The sequence below is a fragment of the Bacillus sp. FSL W8-0102 genome, from assembly GCF_038007225.1.
GTDB lineage: Bacteria > Bacillota > Bacilli > Bacillales > DSM-4216 > Bacillus_O > Bacillus_O smithii.
Window position 1 is genome coordinate 1 of record NZ_JBBOWT010000001.1, and the last position, 19,310, is coordinate 19,310.

At 43.1% G+C, this 19,310-nt stretch carries 10 protein-coding genes, 2 tRNA genes and 3 rRNA genes; 14 read left to right on the plus strand and 1 reads right to left on the minus strand.

Annotated features, from left to right (window positions below):
• From dnaA to rrf, 13 genes are all read left to right on the plus strand, one after another.
• The coding region (gene dnaA, locus N1I87_RS00005; RefSeq protein ID WP_270583198.1) for a chromosomal replication initiator protein DnaA at positions 1-1,344 on the plus strand (1,344 nt) is incomplete at its 5' end.
• Between the two features lie 186 nt (positions 1,345-1,530).
• Positions 1,531-2,673 carry a DNA polymerase III subunit beta gene (gene dnaN, locus N1I87_RS00010; protein WP_341100147.1) on the plus strand — a complete coding sequence of 381 codons (1,143 nt, stop codon included), beginning with the start codon at positions 1,531-1,533 and terminating at the stop codon, positions 2,671-2,673.
• Between the two features lie 403 nt (positions 2,674-3,076).
• Positions 3,077-3,295: a S4 domain-containing protein YaaA gene (gene yaaA, locus N1I87_RS00015; protein ID WP_003353420.1), complete on the plus strand. Its 219-nt coding sequence runs from the start codon at positions 3,077-3,079 to the stop codon at positions 3,293-3,295.
• 16 nt (positions 3,296-3,311) lie between these two features.
• Positions 3,312-4,436 (plus strand): DNA replication/repair protein RecF, encoded by a 1,125-nt coding sequence (gene recF, locus N1I87_RS00020; RefSeq protein ID WP_340397326.1) that lies wholly within the window; start codon positions 3,312-3,314, stop codon positions 4,434-4,436.
• Between the two features lie 4 nt (positions 4,437-4,440).
• Entirely contained in the window at positions 4,441-4,698 is a 258-nt protein-coding gene (gene remB / locus N1I87_RS00025; protein ID WP_270583201.1) for an extracellular matrix regulator RemB, read from the plus strand.
• A gap of 279 nt (positions 4,699-4,977) precedes the next feature.
• Positions 4,978-6,903, plus strand: a complete 1,926-nt coding sequence (gene gyrB / locus N1I87_RS00030; RefSeq protein WP_040341093.1) for a DNA topoisomerase (ATP-hydrolyzing) subunit B — start codon at positions 4,978-4,980, stop codon at positions 6,901-6,903.
• Between the two features lie 101 nt (positions 6,904-7,004).
• Positions 7,005-9,470 carry a DNA gyrase subunit A gene (gene gyrA / locus N1I87_RS00035; RefSeq protein WP_341100149.1) on the plus strand — a complete coding sequence of 822 codons (2,466 nt, stop codon included), beginning with the start codon at positions 7,005-7,007 and terminating at the stop codon, positions 9,468-9,470.
• Between the two features lie 321 nt (positions 9,471-9,791).
• The gene (locus N1I87_RS00040; protein WP_341100151.1) at positions 9,792-10,883 is read left to right on the plus strand and encodes an HD-GYP domain-containing protein; all 1,092 of its coding nucleotides are present in this window, start codon (positions 9,792-9,794) and stop codon (positions 10,881-10,883) included.
• A gap of 367 nt (positions 10,884-11,250) precedes the next feature.
• Positions 11,251-12,805, plus strand: a 16S ribosomal RNA gene (locus N1I87_RS00045).
• Positions 12,806-12,869: 64 nt separating this feature from the next.
• Positions 12,870-12,946, plus strand: a tRNA-Ile gene (locus N1I87_RS00050).
• A 23-nt stretch (positions 12,947-12,969) separates the two neighbouring features.
• Positions 12,970-13,045, plus strand: a tRNA-Ala gene (locus N1I87_RS00055).
• Positions 13,046-13,125: 80 nt separating this feature from the next.
• Positions 13,126-16,058: ribosomal RNA gene (locus N1I87_RS00060) — 23S ribosomal RNA — on the plus strand.
• A 76-nt stretch (positions 16,059-16,134) separates the two neighbouring features.
• Positions 16,135-16,250, plus strand: a 5S ribosomal RNA gene (gene rrf, locus N1I87_RS00065).
• Together the 16S, 23S and 5S rRNA genes with 2 tRNA genes alongside form the textbook arrangement of a ribosomal RNA operon.
• Before the next feature lie 314 nt (positions 16,251-16,564).
• On the opposite strand, the gene N1I87_RS00070 is transcribed toward rrf, so the two are convergent.
• Positions 16,565-17,530 (minus strand): YaaC family protein, encoded by a 966-nt coding sequence (locus tag N1I87_RS00070; RefSeq protein WP_341100152.1) that lies wholly within the window; start codon positions 17,528-17,530, stop codon positions 16,565-16,567.
• 114 nt (positions 17,531-17,644) lie between these two features.
• Here N1I87_RS00070 and guaB point away from each other — a divergent pair, with 114 nt between their 5' ends.
• The gene (gene guaB, locus N1I87_RS00075) at positions 17,645-19,111 is read left to right on the plus strand and encodes an IMP dehydrogenase (protein WP_341100154.1); all 1,467 of its coding nucleotides are present in this window, start codon (positions 17,645-17,647) and stop codon (positions 19,109-19,111) included.
• Positions 19,112-19,310: the final 199 nt, after the last annotated feature.

The window sequence follows — 19,310 nt, forward strand, 5'->3', positions numbered from 1 at the left end:
ATGGAGAATATCGAGGATTTGTGGAATAAGGCGCTTGCCAGTATTGAAAAAAAAATCAGCAAGCCAAGCTTCGAAACATGGCTAAAGTCTACCAAAGCTCATGCGCTTCAAGGCGACACATTAATCATCACCGCTCCCAATGAATTTGCCAGAGATTGGCTCGAAGGGCGTTATTCGCAGCTAATTGCGGGAGTTATCTATGAATTGATTGGTGAAGAACTAGAAATAAAATTTATCATCCCTCAAAATCAGGAAGAAAAGGATTATGACATTCCCGTTCCCAAAAAAGTCCAACCTAAAGATGATGAGTATGACTTTCCTCATAGTATGCTGAATCCAAAGTACACATTTGACACTTTTGTCATTGGATCCGGAAACCGTTTTGCCCATGCCGCTTCTTTAGCAGTGGCCGAAGCACCTGCTAAAGCATACAATCCTTTGTTTATCTATGGGGGAGTTGGATTGGGAAAAACCCACCTTATGCATGCGATCGGACATTATGTTCAAGAGCATAATCCTTCAGCGAAAGTTCTTTATATAACATCCGAAAAATTCACCAATGAATTTATTAATTCGATTCGCGATAACAAATCCGATGAATTTCGCAATAAATATCGAAATGTCGACGTTCTTTTAATTGATGATATTCAATTTTTAGCAAAAAAAGAACAAACACAAGAAGAATTTTTCCATACCTTTAATACGCTGCATGAGGAAAGCAAACAAATTGTCATCTCCAGTGACCGTCCTCCTAAAGAAATTCCAACTTTGGAGGATCGGCTGCGATCGCGTTTTGAGTGGGGATTAATTACGGATATCACCCCGCCTGATTTGGAGACAAGAATTGCCATCCTCCGCAAAAAAGCGAAAGCAGAAGGTTTGGACATCCCTAATGAAGCCATGCTTTATATAGCCAATCAAATAGATACAAATATTCGGGAGCTGGAAGGAGCTCTTATTCGTGTTGTTGCCTATTCTTCCCTTATCAATAAAGACATAAATGCCGATCTGGCAGCGGAAGCATTAAAGGATATTATTCCAAGTTCCAAGCCAAAAGTAATTACCATTCAAGAAATTCAACGTGTTGTAGGTGAACACTACAATGTAAAAATAGAAGACTTTAAAGCGAAAAAACGAACAAAGTCCATCGCGTTTCCAAGGCAAATTGCTATGTATTTGTCAAGGGAACTGACAGATTCCTCGCTGCCTAAAATCGGGGAAGAGTTTGGGGGCCGTGACCATACAACGGTTATTCATGCGCATGAGAAAATTTCGAAGCTGCTGCAAACGGATGAACAATTGAAGAGAAGTATTGCGGAAATTGAAAATAAATTGAAATCGTAAAAGGGAATACTGTGAATAACATGACCAAGGCTAGCCACAGTCTGTCCACATGTGGATAGGCTGTGTTTTCGTGTAATTAACAAGTTTATCCACATATCCACAGGCACTACTATTACTACTACGATTTTTTTAAATAAAAAATATATATGTTTTTAACAAAAAATTATTCTCATGGAGGCTATTAAAATGAAATTCGTCATTCAAAAAGACCGTCTTGTTCAAAGTGTTCAAGATGTAATGAAAGCAGTTTCCTCACGAACAACAATCCCCATATTAACTGGTATAAAAATTGTAGCCGATCACAGAGGAGTTTCTTTAACAGGGAGCGATTCCGACATTTCCATTGAATCTTTTATTCCTACGGTAGAAGAAGATGATCAAATAGCGACTATACAAGAAAGCGGTGCTGTTGTTCTACAAGCTAAATTTTTCAGTGAAATCGTCAAAAAGCTGCCGCTCGACACAGTGGAAATTGAAGTCACCAATAAAAGCAATTACCAAACTGTCATACGGTCAGGGCAAGCGGAGTTCAATTTAAACGGATTGGATCCTGATGAATACCCGCATTTGCCGCAAATCGAAGATGGTAAAGTCTTTCAATTGCCGGCGGATTTAATGAAAACCATTATTCGGCAAACTGTTTTTGCAGTGTCCACGTCAGAAACACGTCCAATCTTGACAGGTGTCAACTGGAAAGTGGAAGGAAATGAACTTATTTGCGTAGCCACGGATAGCCATAGGCTTGCGCTGAGAAAAGCGGCTGTAGAAACTGAATTTGAAGAAGCATACAGCGTGGTGATCCCGGGAAAAAGTTTAAGCGAATTAAGCAAAATTTTAGATGATTTATCGGATCCAGTAGAAATTGTGTTTACGGAGAATCAAGTTTTATTCAAAATGAAACATATTTTATTCTTTTCAAGATTGCTGGAAGGGAATTATCCGGATACATCTAGACTGATTCCTACCGAAAGCAAAACCACCATTGAATTAAATACAAAAGAGTTTTTGCAAGCTATTGACCGCGCTTCTCTCCTTGCAAGAGAAGGACGAAATAATGTTGTCAAGCTATCCACCGTAGAACAAAATGAAATTGAAATTTCTTCTAATTCTCCTGAAATCGGGAAGGTCATTGAATTGGTAAAAAGCCAGCGAATTGAAGGGGAAGAGCTAAAAATCTCATTTAGCGCCAAATATATGATGGATGCTTTAAAAGCGTTGGAAGGCACCGAAATTCGTATTCAATTTACGGGAGCTATGCGCCCCTTTGTGATAAGACCTATTATGGATGACTCAATTTTGCAGCTTATTTTGCCGGTGAGAACGTATTAATTTCGTAATTAAACTGTTTTCGATCCATTTGAAAGCTGTCCGCTTTGCGGTGCCTCAACGATTACCGCAAGACGGATCTTTGTTTAAAGCATTATGCTATAGGGTGGCTTGAGATTAAATCACTGCAAACAAAATGTTTAAAGGTTTTGATACAGAGTTTTCACTATTTGCTGGTATCTGACTCTTAAGGTTCTTCCTTCTATAGTGGATTTTATGGCGAAGGCAGGCCTTTAAAAGGGTCAGTTTTTTATTGGATGATCGAAAGAGAAAATCAGTTGCGGCCATCTCTATTTAATTCCATTCTTGGATTTGGGTGTTTTGAGACAAGTATGATTTTGAATTTACCTGATTATTTTAGTAAAATTAAATTTTAGATACTAAAATCGGAAAGCAGTGAGCACGAATGGCAGAAAAGGTTTTTATCGATACAGACACCATTACTCTTGGACAATTTTTAAAATTGATCAATGTGATTTCTACGGGTGGAATGGCTAAATGGTTTTTGAGTGAAAACGAAGTGTATATAAACGGAGAACTGGACCAACGGAGAGGGAAAAAATTAAAACCAGGCGATACCGTTGTCATTCCTTCCGTCGGTGAATTTGTCATTACACGAACTTAAAAAGGGTGTCGCGTAAATGTACATGAAAGAGCTGGTATTGGAAAATTTTAGAAATTACGAATCTTTGCAATTAACTTTTGACAATAAGGTGAATGTGATACTCGGGGAAAATGCCCAAGGAAAAACAAATGTACTCGAAGCGATTTATGTATTGGCGATGGCTAAATCCCATCGCACGTCAAACGATAAAGATTTGATTCGCTGGGATGAAGAGTATGCTAAAATAGAAGGTAGAGTGGAAAAACGGCATACCTCGATTCCATTAGAATTAACGATTTCAAAAAAAGGGAAAAAAGCGAAATCCAATCATATTGAGCAGCAAAGATTAAGTCAATATGTTGGAAATTTGAATGTCGTGATGTTTGCTCCTGAGGATCTTCATTTAGTCAAAGGAAGCCCGCAAGTTAGACGCCGTTTTATTGATATGGAGATCGGACAAATCTCTCCTGTCTATTTACATGATATTAGTCAATATCAAAAAGTTTTACAGCAAAGAAATCATTATTTAAAACAGCTGCAGGCTAATAAGCAGCACGACAAAACGATGCTGGAAGTTTTGAATGAACAGTTAATTACGTTAGCGGTAAAGATTGTTCAAAAACGTTTTGAGTTTATCCGGCTTTTAGAAGAATGGGCTCAGCCGATTCATTCCGGAATCTCCAGAGGACTTGAAAAATTAAAAATCGATTATCGTCCGTCTATCGATGTATTAGAAGATGACGATTGGTCAAAAATGGTAGAAGTATTCGAAGAAAAAATTTCTTCTCAAAAGGAGCGGGAGATTGAGCGCGGGGTCACGTTGATAGGCCCTCACCGGGATGAATTGGTTTTTATGGTGAATGGAAAAAACGTTCATACCTTTGGATCGCAAGGACAGCAAAGAACGACAGCTCTTTCTGTAAAATTGGCGGAAATTGAGTTAATTTGCTCGGAAATCGGCGAATACCCTGTGCTGCTTTTGGATGACGTTTTATCGGAATTGGACGATTTTAGACAGTCGCATTTGCTGAACACCATTCGCGAAAAAGTTCAGACATTTGTCACTACAACTAGTACAGACGGCATTCATCATCAAACGTTGAAAGAAGCAGATACTTTTCATGTGGTGGCCGGCAGGGTGTCAAAACAAGATGGAGGTTAAAAGAATGTATTTGCATGTAGGAGATGATTGCATAATACATGCAAAAGATATTGTGGCCATTTTGGATCGAAAAGGTTCGGATATTCCCAGCCTTTTGCAGTATTGGAATAGAACGGGGAAGATCCCGGAATCATCGGTTTTGCCTCCTGACTGTAAATCGATCGTCATTACAACGGAGCAAATCTATTTTTCACCGTTTGCCTCAGGTACTCTGAAAAAACATTTAACCCGCATAAATGGTCATTCAGTTTTTAATTTTTAATTTCCTTAACAAGAACGGATTCGGGATTTGCTGTCCGGAAAGGTATGTTCAACAAACTTCCGACTTCCGATGAAATGGAGAAATTTCCTCCTGATCCACTCGACCCGGCTCATTTATGCGAAGTATACAGATCTTTAGATCGTTTATATAAATCAACATTGGATGCCCGCTTATGTTGTGTCGGGCTTTTGCGGTTATTTCCCCGTTTTTTGACGGGGCTGTACGAGCAGTGAAAGCAGGAAAAGGCATTGAAGAAAGAGCAGGTGATTGAATTTGGCGATAGATAAGAACGAACAAAATTCTCAATCGTATGATGCTAGCCAAATCCAGGTATTAGAAGGTCTGGAAGCTGTAAGAAAACGACCTGGTATGTATATTGGATCAACAAGCAGCAAAGGTCTTCACCACTTAGTCTGGGAAATCGTTGATAATAGTATTGACGAAGCACTTGCCGGATATTGCAGTGAAATCAATGTCATTGTTGAAGAAGACAACAGTATAACGGTGATTGACAACGGCCGCGGTATCCCAGTGGACATTCAAGAAAAAATGGGCCGTCCGGCAGTAGAAGTCATTATGACCGTTCTTCATGCCGGCGGGAAATTCGGCGGAGGTGGGTATAAAGTATCCGGGGGCCTTCACGGAGTTGGTGCTTCCGTTGTTAATGCCTTATCCACTGAACTGGAAGTGTTTGTCCATCGGGATGGCAATATTTATTATCAAAAATACCGGCGCGGTGTCCCAGTAGAAGATTTGAAAACGATCGGTCATACCGATCGAACGGGAACAACCGTTCATTTTAAGCCAGACCCGGAAATTTTTACGGAAACCACCGTGTTTGATTATGACGTATTAGCGACAAGAATTCGTGAACTTGCTTTTTTAAACCGGAATATCAAGATTACCATCGAAGATCGCCGTGAAGGGCAAAAAAGAAAAAATGAATATCATTACGAAGGCGGAATCAAGTCTTATGTCGCTCATTTAAATCGTACCAAGGAAGTACTTCATGAAGAACCCATTTATGTTGAAGGTTTAAAAGATGATATTCAAGTAGAAATTGCCTTGCAATACAACGAAGGTTTTTCCAGCAATATTTATTCATTTGCCAACAACATTCATACGTATGAAGGCGGAACTCATGAATCTGGTTTTAAAACAGCCTTGACTCGAGTAATCAATGATTATGCCCGCAAAAACGGACTGATAAAAGATTCGGATCAAAATTTATCAGGAGAAGATGTCAGAGAAGGGCTGACCGCCATTGTTTCCATTAAACATCCAAATCCTCAATTTGAAGGTCAAACGAAAACAAAATTAGGAAATTCAGAAGCTCGCACCGTTACGGACGCTCTTTTCTCTGAGCATTTTGAAACCTACCTACTTGAAAACCCATCCGTGGCCAGAAAAATCGTAGAAAAAGGATTGATGGCGGCGAGAGCGCGGCTGGCAGCTAAAAAAGCACGTGAATTGACAAGAAGAAAAAGTGCATTGGAAGTTTCCAGTTTACCGGGAAAACTTGCCGACTGTTCTTCACGCGATCCATCCATCAGCGAATTGTTTATTGTGGAAGGGGACTCGGCAGGAGGATCTGCCAAGCAAGGCCGCGATCGTCATTTCCAAGCCATTTTGCCTTTGAGAGGAAAAATTTTGAACGTGGAAAAAGCGCGGTTGGATAAAATTTTATCCAACAATGAGATCAGAATGATCATTACCGCTTTAGGCACCGGAATCGGGGAAGAATTCGATATTTCAAAAGCCCGCTACCATAAGGTGGTCATCATGACGGATGCCGATGTAGACGGTGCTCATATCCGTACGTTATTATTAACCTTTTTTTATCGTTATATGCGCCAAATCATTGAAGCGGGCTATGTTTATATAGCACAGCCTCCTTTATATAAAGTTTCTCAAGGAAAGCGAATTGAGTATGCATATAATGATCGGCAATTGGACGAAATTTTATCCAGTCTTCCAGAAAGTCCAAAACCAGGCATTCAACGTTATAAAGGTTTAGGGGAAATGAATCCGGAACAATTATGGGAAACAACAATGGATCCTGAAAAAAGAGCAATGCTTCAAGTTAGTTTGGAAGATGCCATAGAAGCTGACGAAACATTTGAAATGCTGATGGGAGACAAAGTAGAACCGCGCAGACAATTTATTGAAGAAAATGCTTTGCACGTAAAAAATCTAGATGTTTAATACAGCAGGATAGATGAAAAGTCTATCCTGCCTTCGTAAAGAAAACAGATTCTTACGGCTGATACGCCGGGAACTGTGTGTATGAAGGAGGTTCTTAATAAATGGCAGATATGCCTAGTTCTAGAGTACAAGAAGTGAATATCAGCCAGGAAATGCGTTCTTCCTTTCTTGATTATGCCATGAGCGTCATCGTCTCCCGTGCTATCCCCGATGTCCGCGATGGTCTTAAGCCGGTGCATCGCCGTATTTTATACGCGATGAACGATCTTGGAATGACGCCGGATAAAGCATATAAAAAATCGGCTCGTATTGTCGGCGAAGTCATTGGGAAGTACCATCCTCACGGTGATGCCGCCGTTTATGAAACGATGGTCCGTATGGCTCAAGATTTCAGCTACCGCTATATGCTTGTGGACGGACATGGAAATTTCGGTTCCATTGACGGTGATCCCGCTGCCGCTATGCGTTATACGGAAGCCCGTATGTCCAAAATTTCGATGGAATTATTAAGGGACATAAATAAAGACACGATTGACTATAAAGATAACTATGAAGGATCTGAAAAAGAGCCTGAAGTGTTACCATCCCGATTCCCCAACCTGCTTGTAAACGGATCATCAGGAATTGCGGTTGGAATGGCAACCAATATCCCGCCTCATCAGTTGGGAGAAGTCATTGATGGCATTTTAGCATTAAGCAAAAACCCGGACATTACGATTTCAGAGTTAATGGAGTACATTCCGGGGCCTGATTTCCCAACAGCAGGACTTATTATGGGAAGAAGAGGCATTCGTAGAGCGTATGAAACCGGCAGAGGGTCGATTACACTACGGGCGAAAGCGGAAATTGAAACAAAATCCAACGGAAAAGAAGCCATTATCATCACTGAAATTCCTTATCAAGTCAATAAAGCCAAATTAATTGAAAAAATCGCAGAACTCGCTCGTGATAAAAGAATAGATGGCATTACGGATTTAAGAGATGAATCAGACCGTCGCGGTATGAGAATTGTCATCGAAGTGCGCAAAGATGCCAATGCCAATGTATTGCTTAATAATTTATATAAACATACAGCTTTGCAAACAAGTTTTGGCATCAATTTGTTGGCGCTTGTAGACGGTCAACCTAAAGTATTGAACTTGAAGCAATGCCTGCATTATTATCTCGAGCACCAAAAAGTTGTCATTCGCAGAAGAACGGAATTTGATTTGCGAAAAGCAGAAGCGCGTGCACATATTCTGGAAGGATTGCGCATTGCACTCGATCATATTGATGAAATTATTAATCTTATCCGCTCCTCTCAAACAACGGATATTGCCCGGCAAGGCTTAATGCAACGTTTTTCTTTGACCGAAAAACAAGCCCAAGCCATTCTTGATATGAGGCTGCAGCGGTTGACAGGTTTGGAACGGGAAAAAATTGAAGAAGAATATCAAAATTTGATTCGTTTGATCGCTGAACTAAAAGCAATTCTTGCCGATGAAGAGAAAGTACTGCAAATTATCCGCGACGAACTTTTAGAAATTAAAGAACGTTTTAATGATAAACGCCGTACAGCGATCATGGATAGCGGAGTCGACGAAATTGAAGATGAAGACCTGATTCCCGAGGAAAATATCGTGATTTCGCTCACTCATAACGGTTATATTAAACGCCTTCCACTTTCTACTTACAAAAGCCAAAAGCGCGGCGGCAGAGGCATTCAAGGCATGGGAACGAACGAAAATGATTTTGTGGAACATCTCATTACGACGTCGACCCATGACACGATTTTATTTTTCACTAACAAAGGAAAAGTGTATAAAACGAAAGGGTATGAGATACCGGAATTAGGAAGAACCGCAAAGGGAATTCCAATCATCAATGTGCTTGGAATTGAGAAAGATGAATGGATTAATACCATGATAGCCGTGGAAGAATATCATGAAAATTGGTATTTAGTCTTTACGACCAAGCATGGGATTACAAAACGAACGCCGCTGAGAGAGTATGCTCATATTCGTACGAACGGCTTGATTGCTTTGACATTAAGGGAAAATGACGAACTCATTTCGGTTAAATTGACAGATGGAAACCAAGATATTGTCATTGGAACAAAGAACGGCATGATGATTCGGTTTAAAGAAACGGAAGTTCGGTCGATGGGTAGAACTTCTACTGGTGTGAAAGGAATTACGTTGGATGATGACGATGAAGTTATTGGAATGGAATTGCTGCATGATGGCGAAGAAGTTCTGATCGTTACTCGAAACGGTTATGGAAAACGAACGCATGAAGCTGAATATCGAATTCAAGGGCGCGGAGGAAAAGGATTGCGCACTTGCAGAATCACTCCGAAAAACGGTCCTCTTGTCGCTATAAAAACGATTTCTGGTGAAGAAGACATCATGCTCATGACTGCTGGTGGTGTTTTAATTAGGATGGATGTTCAAGACATTTCTCGAACGGGAAGAAATGCACAAGGAGTAAAATTAATTCGCCTTGACGAAGATGAATATGTCGCCACCGTAGCCGTTGTTGAAAAAGAAGAAAGCGACAAAGAAGAAGATCAAGAAACGGAAGAATAGGTCAAATTTCTTCTTCAGGACACTTCATTAAATTTTCCGCTAACTGTAATGATGTGAGGAAACATATAAGCTAATCGATTTATATATGTTCATTAGGTGGTCTTAAAAATGGTGTATCTTCTCTCTCGATTGAAGAAAGAGAAGATAGACCTTTTTCTTTTGTATAAATTCCTTGATACTGGGATTAAAAAAAGAACTATTTTTGATTGATTAGAAATGAATGGAAAAATTTAATAATTTTTTGCAATATTTTTTTAATTCCCTCCTCATTTTGGAGTTTTTTTGGTAAATTGGTAATAGATAATGATGGAGGGATTCTTAATGGAGGTAATAGTGGAAGAGCTGGAAGCGGGTCTGACTTTAAACAGCGATGTTTTAGGTCTTTCGGGCTACCCTATTATTCCTAAAAATACAGTACTAACAGATGAGCATATCGAGATTCTGAAAGCCTTTTCCATATCATCTGTCGATGTAAAAGGCAAGGAACGGAAGAATTCATTCACTAAATCCAAAAATCAATCGCCAGTGTCAGCCGTTCGAACGCAAGAATTTGAAAAAAATACGAATAAGCAAACAAACCTTTTTGATTTGTATATGAATGGGGTAGTGTCGTACGAAAGAGAATTCAAAAAATGGCAGTCCGGATTGGGAATTGACATAAATGCTGTAAGAAAGATTATTCTGCCTTTAATAAAAACGATCGAATTTCAAAAAGATAAATTGATTGAAATTCTTGATTATACGACAAAAGAGAAATATTTATTTCATCATGCAGTATCTGTAGGCATGATCAGCAGTTCCTTAGCCCAAGAAATGAAGCTTGGAAATGGGACGTCCATTCAAGTGGGACTGGCGGGTTTATTAGCGGATTGCGGCATGGCTAAAATCAATGGTACTCTTTTGAAGCCGGACAAACAATTATTTTCTCAATATAATGACATTAAGCAGCATGTCATGCATAGCTATAATATGGTCAAAAACATTAATCTATTGAGGACGGAAACGAAGCTTAGCATTCTCCAGCATCATGAAAGACTAGATGGAAGCGGTTATCCTCTAGGTGAAAAAGGTAAGAGAATCCATTTACTTTCACAAATAGTAGGTATTGCGGATCTTTTTCATCATATGGTTTCAGAAAGAGTTCATGAGAAAAAACAACCGTTATTTAAAGTGCTCGAAACGATTCGTCATGATTTGTTCGGACAATTTGATATTCAAGTTGTTAATGCTCTTTTAAGTGTTTTCGCTCGTCTATCGATTGGCACAAGAATCCAGCTGATGGATCAAAGGATCGCAACGGTTCTATTTGTAAATGACAATGAAAAAACAAGACCGATTATTAAAATAGAGGGTACAAACGAAGTGATTGACATGGCGGCTAAAAGAGATTTGGTCATTGATAAGGTTCTTTAAAAGAGTTTAAAGCTCAATCACGGAGGCCTATATTCTTTTATGTTATTTTAATCAAATTTCATTTAATTGATGATTGAAATTCGAGCTGTTTCGCAGTTCATTGAAAATAGGAGTTTAACTATTGTTTTAAACTATACTTTTGAAAAAACAAAAACAGACATTATACGAAAATAGGGGTTGAAATCTTTCAAGATCATTGTTATTATATCTAGCGGAAAGTTTTTTGGTCATGTTTTTTCTTTTAAAAAAATATTGACTCACTAATTTGAATGTGATAATATATAAAAGTCGCTTAATTGATCTTTGAAAACTGAACAAAACGAAGCGTAAACCAATGTTTCGATAGAAACAAGCCAAGTCAAATTTCTTTTTGGAGAGTTTGATCCTGGCTCAGGACGAACGCTGGCGGCGTGCCTAATACATGCAAGTCGAGCGGACTTTCAAGAAGCTTGCTTTTTGAAAGTTAGCGGCGGACGGGTGAGTAACACGTGGGCAACCTGCCTGCAAGACGGGGATAACTCCGGGAAACCGGGGCTAATACCGGATAATATCTTCCTTCGCATGAAGGAAGGTTGAAAGGCGGCGCAAGCTGCCGCTTGCAGATGGGCCCGCGGCGCATTAGCTAGTTGGTGAGGTAACGGCTCACCAAGGCGACGATGCGTAGCCGACCTGAGAGGGTGATCGGCCACACTGGGACTGAGACACGGCCCAGACTCCTACGGGAGGCAGCAGTAGGGAATCTTCCGCAATGGACGAAAGTCTGACGGAGCAACGCCGCGTGAGCGAAGAAGGTCTTCGGATCGTAAAGCTCTGTTGTCAGGGAAGAACAAGTACCGTTCGAACAGGGCGGTACCTTGACGGTACCTGACCAGAAAGCCACGGCTAACTACGTGCCAGCAGCCGCGGTAATACGTAGGTGGCAAGCGTTGTCCGGAATTATTGGGCGTAAAGCGCGCGCAGGCGGTCTCTTAAGTCTGATGTGAAAGCCCACGGCTCAACCGTGGAGGGTCATTGGAAACTGGGAGACTTGAGTGCAGAAGAGGAGAGCGGAATTCCACGTGTAGCGGTGAAATGCGTAGAGATGTGGAGGAACACCAGTGGCGAAGGCGGCTCTCTGGTCTGTAACTGACGCTGAGGCGCGAAAGCGTGGGGAGCGAACAGGATTAGATACCCTGGTAGTCCACGCCGTAAACGATGAGTGCTAAGTGTTAGAGGGCTTCCACCCTTTAGTGCTGCAGCTAACGCATTAAGCACTCCGCCTGGGGAGTACGGCCGCAAGGCTGAAACTCAAAGGAATTGACGGGGGCCCGCACAAGCGGTGGAGCATGTGGTTTAATTCGAAGCAACGCGAAGAACCTTACCAGGTCTTGACATCCTTCGCTACCTCTAGAGATAGAGGGTTCCCCTTCGGGGGACGGAGTGACAGGTGGTGCATGGTTGTCGTCAGCTCGTGTCGTGAGATGTTGGGTTAAGTCCCGCAACGAGCGCAACCCTTGACCTTAGTTGCCAGCATTCAGTTGGGCACTCTAAGGTGACTGCCGGTGACAAACCGGAGGAAGGTGGGGATGACGTCAAATCATCATGCCCCTTATGACCTGGGCTACACACGTGCTACAATGGATGGTACAAAGGGTCGCGAAACCGCGAGGTGGAGCCAATCCCAAAAAACCATTCTCAGTTCGGATTGCAGGCTGCAACTCGCCTGCATGAAGCCGGAATCGCTAGTAATCGCGGATCAGCATGCCGCGGTGAATACGTTCCCGGGCCTTGTACACACCGCCCGTCACACCACGAGAGTTTGCAACACCCGAAGTCGGTGAGGTAACCCTTACGGGAGCCAGCCGCCGAAGGTGGGGCAGATGATTGGGGTGAAGTCGTAACAAGGTAGCCGTATCGGAAGGTGCGGCTGGATCACCTCCTTTCTAAGGATATATGAAGGAACGCTTTCGTTTTGTTCAGTTTTGAAGGATCAATCCTTCCTGGTGGGGGCCTGTAGCTCAGCTGGTTAGAGCGCACGCCTGATAAGCGTGAGGTCGATGGTTCAAGTCCATTCAGGCCCACCATGTGAAAACCCAATAGAAATGAAGGGGCCTTAGCTCAGCTGGGAGAGCGCCTGCTTTGCACGCAGGAGGTCAGCGGTTCGATCCCGCTAGGCTCCACCAAGTCTGATTGTTCCTTGAAAACTAGATAGAAGAAAGAAGCAGCATAAACCGAGTATCGCCATCTAGGATAAAACCAACATGGTTAAGTTAGAAAGGGCGCACGGTGGATGCCTTGGCACTAGGAGCCGATGAAGGACGGGACTAACTCCGAAAAGCTCCGGGGAGCTGTACGTAAGCGTTGATCCGGAGATTTCCGAATGGGGAAACCCGCTGCCCGTAATGGGGCAGCATCCTTGCCTGAATCCATAGGGTAAGGAAGGCAACCCGGGGAACTGAAACATCTAAGTACCCGGAGGAAGAGAAAGCAACAGCGATTCCCTGAGTAGCGGCGAGCGAAACGGGAACAGCCCAAACCAGAAGGCTTGCCTTCTGGGGTTGTAGGACACCAATGGTGGAGTCACAAAGGAACGAGGTAGACGAAGAGGTCTGGAAAGGCCCGTCAGAGAAGGTAACAACCCTGTAGTCGAAACTTCGTTCCCTCCCTGGTGGATCCTGAGTACGGCGGGACACGAGGAATCCCGTCGGAAGCTGGGAGGACCATCTCCCAAGGCTAAATACTCCCTAGTGACCGATAGTGAACCAGTACCGTGAGGGAAAGGTGAAAAGCACCCCGGGAGGGGAGTGAAAGAGAACCTGAAACCGTGTGCCTACAAGTAGTCAGAGCCCGTTTACGGGTGATGGCGTGCCTTTTGTAGAATGAACCGGCGAGTTGCGATCTCATGCGAGGTTAAGTCGAAAAGACGGAGCCGCAGCGAAAGCGAGTCTGAACAGGGCGCATGAGTATGGGGTCGCAGACCCGAAACCAGGTGATCTACCCATGTCCAGGGTGAAGGTGAGGTAACACTTACTGGAGGCCCGAACCCACGCACGTTGAAAAGTGCGGGGATGAGGTGTGGGTAGGGGTGAAATTCCAATCGAACTTGGAGATAGCTGGTTCTCTCCGAAATAGCTTTAGGGCTAGCCTCAAGGGAAGAGTCTTGGAGGTAGAGCACTGTTTGGACTAGGGGCCCTCATCGGGTTACCGAATTCAGACAAACTCCGAATGCCAGTGACTTATCCTTGGGAGTCAGACTGCGAGTGATAAGATCCGTGGTCAAAAGGGAAACAGCCCAGACCGCCAGCTAAGGTCCCAAAGTATACGTTAAGTGGAAAAGGATGTGGAATTGCTTAGACAACCAGGATGTTGGCTTAGAAGCAGCCACCATTTAAAGAGTGCGTAATAGCTCACTGGTCGAGTGATTCTGCGCCGAAAATGTACCGGGGCTAAACGTATCACCGAAGCTGCGGGTGGACACCTTCGGGTGTCCGCGGTAGGAGAGCGTTCTAAGGGCAGAGAAGCCAGACCGGAAGGACTGGTGGAGCGCTTAGAAGTGAGAATGCCGGTATGAGTAGCGAAAGAAGGGTGAGAATCCCTTCCACCGAATGCCTAAGGTTTCCTGAGGAAGGCTCGTCCTCTCAGGGTTAGTCGGGACCTAAGCCGAGGCCGACAGGCGTAGGCGATGGACAACAGGTTGATATTCCTGTACCACCTCTTTTCCGTTTGAGCGATGGGGGGACGCAGGAGGATAGGGTAAGCGCACCGTTGGATGTGCGTCCAAGCAGTGAGAGGGGCAGCGAGGCAAATCCCGTTGCCATTCACCTCAAGCTGTGACGGCGAGGGAAATATAGTACCGAAGTTCCTGATTCCACACTGCCAAGAAAAGCCTCTAGCGAGGAAAAAGGTGCCCGTACCGCAAACCGACACAGGTAGGCGAGGAGAGAATCCTAAGGTGTGCGAGAGAACTCTCGTTAAGGAACTCGGCAAAATGACCCCGTAACTTCGGGAGAAGGGGTGCTTTTTGGGGTGCATAGCCCCGAGAAGCCGCAGTGAATAGGCCCAGGCGACTGTTTAGCAAAAACACAGGTCTCTGCGAAGCCGTAAGGCGAAGTATAGGGGCTGACGCCTGCCCGGTGCTGGAAGGTTAAGGGGAGCGCTTAAAGCTTTGCTTGAAGGTGCGAACCGAAGCCCCAGTAAACGGCGGCCGTAACTATAACGGTCCTAAGGTAGCGAAATTCCTTGTCAGGTAAGTTCTGACCCGCACGAAAGGCGTAACGATCTGGGCACTGTCTCAACGAGAGACTCGGTGAAATTATAGTACCTGTGAAGATGCAGGTTACCCGCGACAGGACGGAAAGACCCCGTGGAGCTTTACTGCAGCCTGATATTGAATTTTGGTACAGCTTGTACAGGATAGGTAGGAGCCTTAGAAACCGGAGCGCCAGCTTCGGTGGAGGCGCCGGTGGGATACTACCCTGGCTGTACTGAAATTCTAACCCGCACCCCTGATCGGGGTGGGAGACAGTGTCAGGTGGGCAGTTTGACTGGGGCGGTCGCCTCCTAAAAGGTAACGGAGGCGCCCAAAGGTTCCCTCAGAATGGTTGGAAATCATTCGCAGAGTGCAAAGGCAGAAGGGAGCTTGACTGCGAGACCTACAAGTCGAGCAGGGACGAAAGTCGGGCTTAGTGATCCGGTGGTTCCGTATGGAAGGGCCATCGCTCAACGGATAAAAGCTACCCCGGGGATAACAGGCTTATCTCCCCCAAGAGTCCACATCGACGGGGAGGTTTGGCACCTCGATGTCGGCTCATCGCATCCTGGGGCTGTAGTCGGTCCCAAGGGTTGGGCTGTTCGCCCATTAAAGCGGTACGCGAGCTGGGTTCAGAACGTCGTGAGACAGTTCGGTCCCTATCCGTCGCGGGCGCAGGAAATTTGAGAGGAGCTGTCCTTAGTACGAGAGGACCGGGATGGACGCACCGCTGGTGTACCAGTTGTCTCGCCAGAGGCATCGCTGGGTAGCTATGTGCGGAAGGGATAAGTGCTGAAAGCATCTAAGCATGAAGCCCCCCTCAAGATGAGATTTCCCATTTCTTCGGAAAGTAAGATCCCTGAAAGATGATCAGGTAGATAGGTCCGAGGTGGAAGCGTGGTGACACGTGGAGCTGACGGATACTAATCGATCGAGGACTTAACCAAATGAAAGTGCGAAATCGGTGAAACTGCTTCTTCTATCTAGTTTTGAAGGAACAATCGTTCCGACAACTTCATACCGTCTGGTGGCGATGGCGAAGAGGTCACACCCGTTCCCATCCCGAACACGGAAGTTAAGCTCTTCAGCGCCGATGGTAGTGAGGGGTTTCCCCTTGCGAGAGTAGGACGCTGCCAGGCAATAGAGAAGGACTTGTTGAACAGATCCCTGTTGAACAAGTCCTTTTTTGTTTGAAGAAAGCGATATACCGTTTTGGCTTGTTGTGATGCCGCTTGAATGAGAGGAACTAATGTGGCTCTTTTTCTAAATAAAACAATCGGCTGCGTTTACTTTTGATCGACTGTTCCATTTTTTTAATCAGGCATGTTTCCCAAGTTGCTCGCACTTAGCATAGCGGGATTTCAAGGTGAAATTGAAAAAAGAAGAAATCGAGTAAAGATGTGAAAAAAAGAATGGTGTGCTAAATTCAATAAAAAATCTTTAGAAGATAATCCTATCTTTCCATTGGCCATTGCTGCAAGTAGTGAGCAATAAAAATTGGCACCTTGTGAGAAGATACTGACATGAATTGGGTAATAAAGGGATAGTCTTCATTGGGGTTGGTTTTTATCAGTTCAAGCCACCACTCTGTTTCATATCTCGCGATCATACTAAGATTGTACAACAAGGTATAGTGAACCATTAGTTCTGGCAGAAAAAAGTTCCTTTTTTCTATAGGGAAGGCGAGTGTTTGATTTTCAAAGTGGTATCGCAGCGGAGGATACTCTAATTTATTCCCTTGAAAGGTAAGCTGAAAATAATGGTCATCATGTTGTTCAATGTTCATTTCTTCTCTTATTTTACTGTTCAGGTAATCGATGAATCTTGTTTCGGTCATATGAAAACCGTTTAATATATTTTTTGTCAATAAGAAAGATTGGTGGTGTTTCTTTTCAAGAAGAATAAAGCTGTTTTTTCCGAAAAGAAATCTGAAGGCATTCGATAGTTCAGGTACTTCAAGCAATAGATGTTTCATAACAAACTTTTCTCCTTCTAGTTGTTTCACGTGAAACAATTTATTGGCAAAATGCATAAATAAACCGTTTTTTTGGATTTTCACTTCATCATCTAGAAATTGATAATTTTGTTTTTTTCTTTTTCTGGTGGAGAGGCCGTGTGCAAGCACAGATGTATTTTCCGGATAATAAGGGTCTACTGTTAATAAACAAGCTTTGATGAATTGAATGGTGCCGTAAAAAAGCAAAATAGGCTGCAAAGAAACAGGCGACTGTCGTACTTGTTGAAAATAGGATATTCCATGTTCGATAAAGTGCATAAATCGGGTGCAATTATGAAAACTGAGGGAAGTGGCTTGTTCACGATTTAAGGATTTATAGCATTGATATAGATATTTTTGAGAGGTGGAAGCGGACTGAAAATAATTTAAAATTTGGAATGGATCAAAATGGTTCTTTATCATGATAAACTGCCTCCCAAAATGTTTGAAAAATCAAACTTATTGTGGATATCTTGACAGTATTTTATCCAATTGATAACCTACTAATAATATTTTGGACTAGGAGGGCGAGAAAAAATGTGGGAAACCAAATTTGTAAAAGAAGGACTAACTTTTGACGATGTTCTGTTGATGCCTGCAAAGTCGGATGTATTGCCAAGAGACGTGGATTTAAGTGTTTCTTTAACAGAAACATTGAAGTTAAATATTCCTATTATCAGCGCTGGTATGGATACCGTAACGGAAGCGGAAATGGCGATTGCCATGGCTCGTCAAGGCGGATTGGGGATTATTCATAAAAATATGAGCATTGAACAGCAGGCGGAGCAAGTTGATAAGGTGAAACGGTCAGAGAGCGGCGTCATTACGGATCCTTTCTTTTTAACGCCTGAACATCAAGTGTATGATGCTGAACATTTGATGGGCAAGTATAGAATTTCCGGGGTCCCGATTGTAAACAATGAACAAGAACAAAAATTAGTCGGCATTATTACGAACCGGGATTTACGGTTTGTACAAGATTATTCCATCAAGATTTCTGAAGTGATGACAAAAGAGAATTTAGTAACGGCTCCGGTTGGGACGACATTAGAAGAAGCTGAAAAAATCCTTCAGAAGCATAAAATTGAAAAACTGCCATTGATTGATGAGAACGGTGTATTAAAAGGATTAATTACGATTAAAGATATTGAAAAAGTGATTGAGTTTCCGAACTCTGCGAAAGATAAGAAAGGACGGCTTTTAGCGGGTGCTGCTGTAGGTGTTACGAAAGACACGAAGAAACGTGTGGAGATGTTGGTAAAGGCGAATGTCGATGTCATTGTCATTGATACCGCGCATGGCCATTCGCAAGGAGTTATTAATACCGTGAAAGAAATACGGGCCGCTTATCCGACACTCAATATTATTGCCGGTAACGTTGCAACTGCAGAAGCGACAAGAGCTTTAATTGAAGCAGGGGCAGACATTGTGAAAGTTGGGATCGGACCTGGTTCGATTTGTACGACGCGCGTTGTGGCTGGAGTAGGCGTGCCGCAAATAACAGCGATATATGATTGTGCAACGGAAGCAAGAAAATACGGAAAAGCGATTATTGCGGACGGTGGAATCAAATATTCCGGAGACATTGTCAAGGCGTTGGCTGCCGGAGGGCATGCTGTTATGCTAGGAAGCTTGCTGGCTGGAACTTCCGAAAGCCCTGGAGAAACGGAAATTTATCAAGGACGACGTTTTAAAGTGTATCGAGGAATGGGTTCGATCGGTGCGATGGAAAGTGGTTCAAAAGACCGTTATTTCCAAGAAGATGCCAAAAAATTAGTTCCGGAAGGGATTGAAGGTCGTGTTCCTTATAAAGGACCGCTTGCTGACACGATTTATCAGCTGGTTGGCGGAATCCGTTCGGGCATGGGATACTGTGGCACCAAAAATTTGGAAGAATTGAGAGAAAATGCTCAATTTATCCGGATGACAGGTGCTGGATTAAGAGAAAGCCATCCGCATGATGTCCAAATTACGAAAGAAGCCCCAAATTATTCTTTGTCTTAATGATTGAAATCTGTTTTTGATGTCAACATGACAAATCTTGAGGCGGTAGGGAAATAGCCCTGCCGCCGTTTATTTTTTCTGGTCTAAAAGTAGGTCACAATGAAAGGGAGTCCTTTAGTAATCTAATAGAATTCAAGTTTTAAAAATCATAAAATCAGTTTTCATTCTTGCCGTAAAACGAAATGAACCAGATTACTTA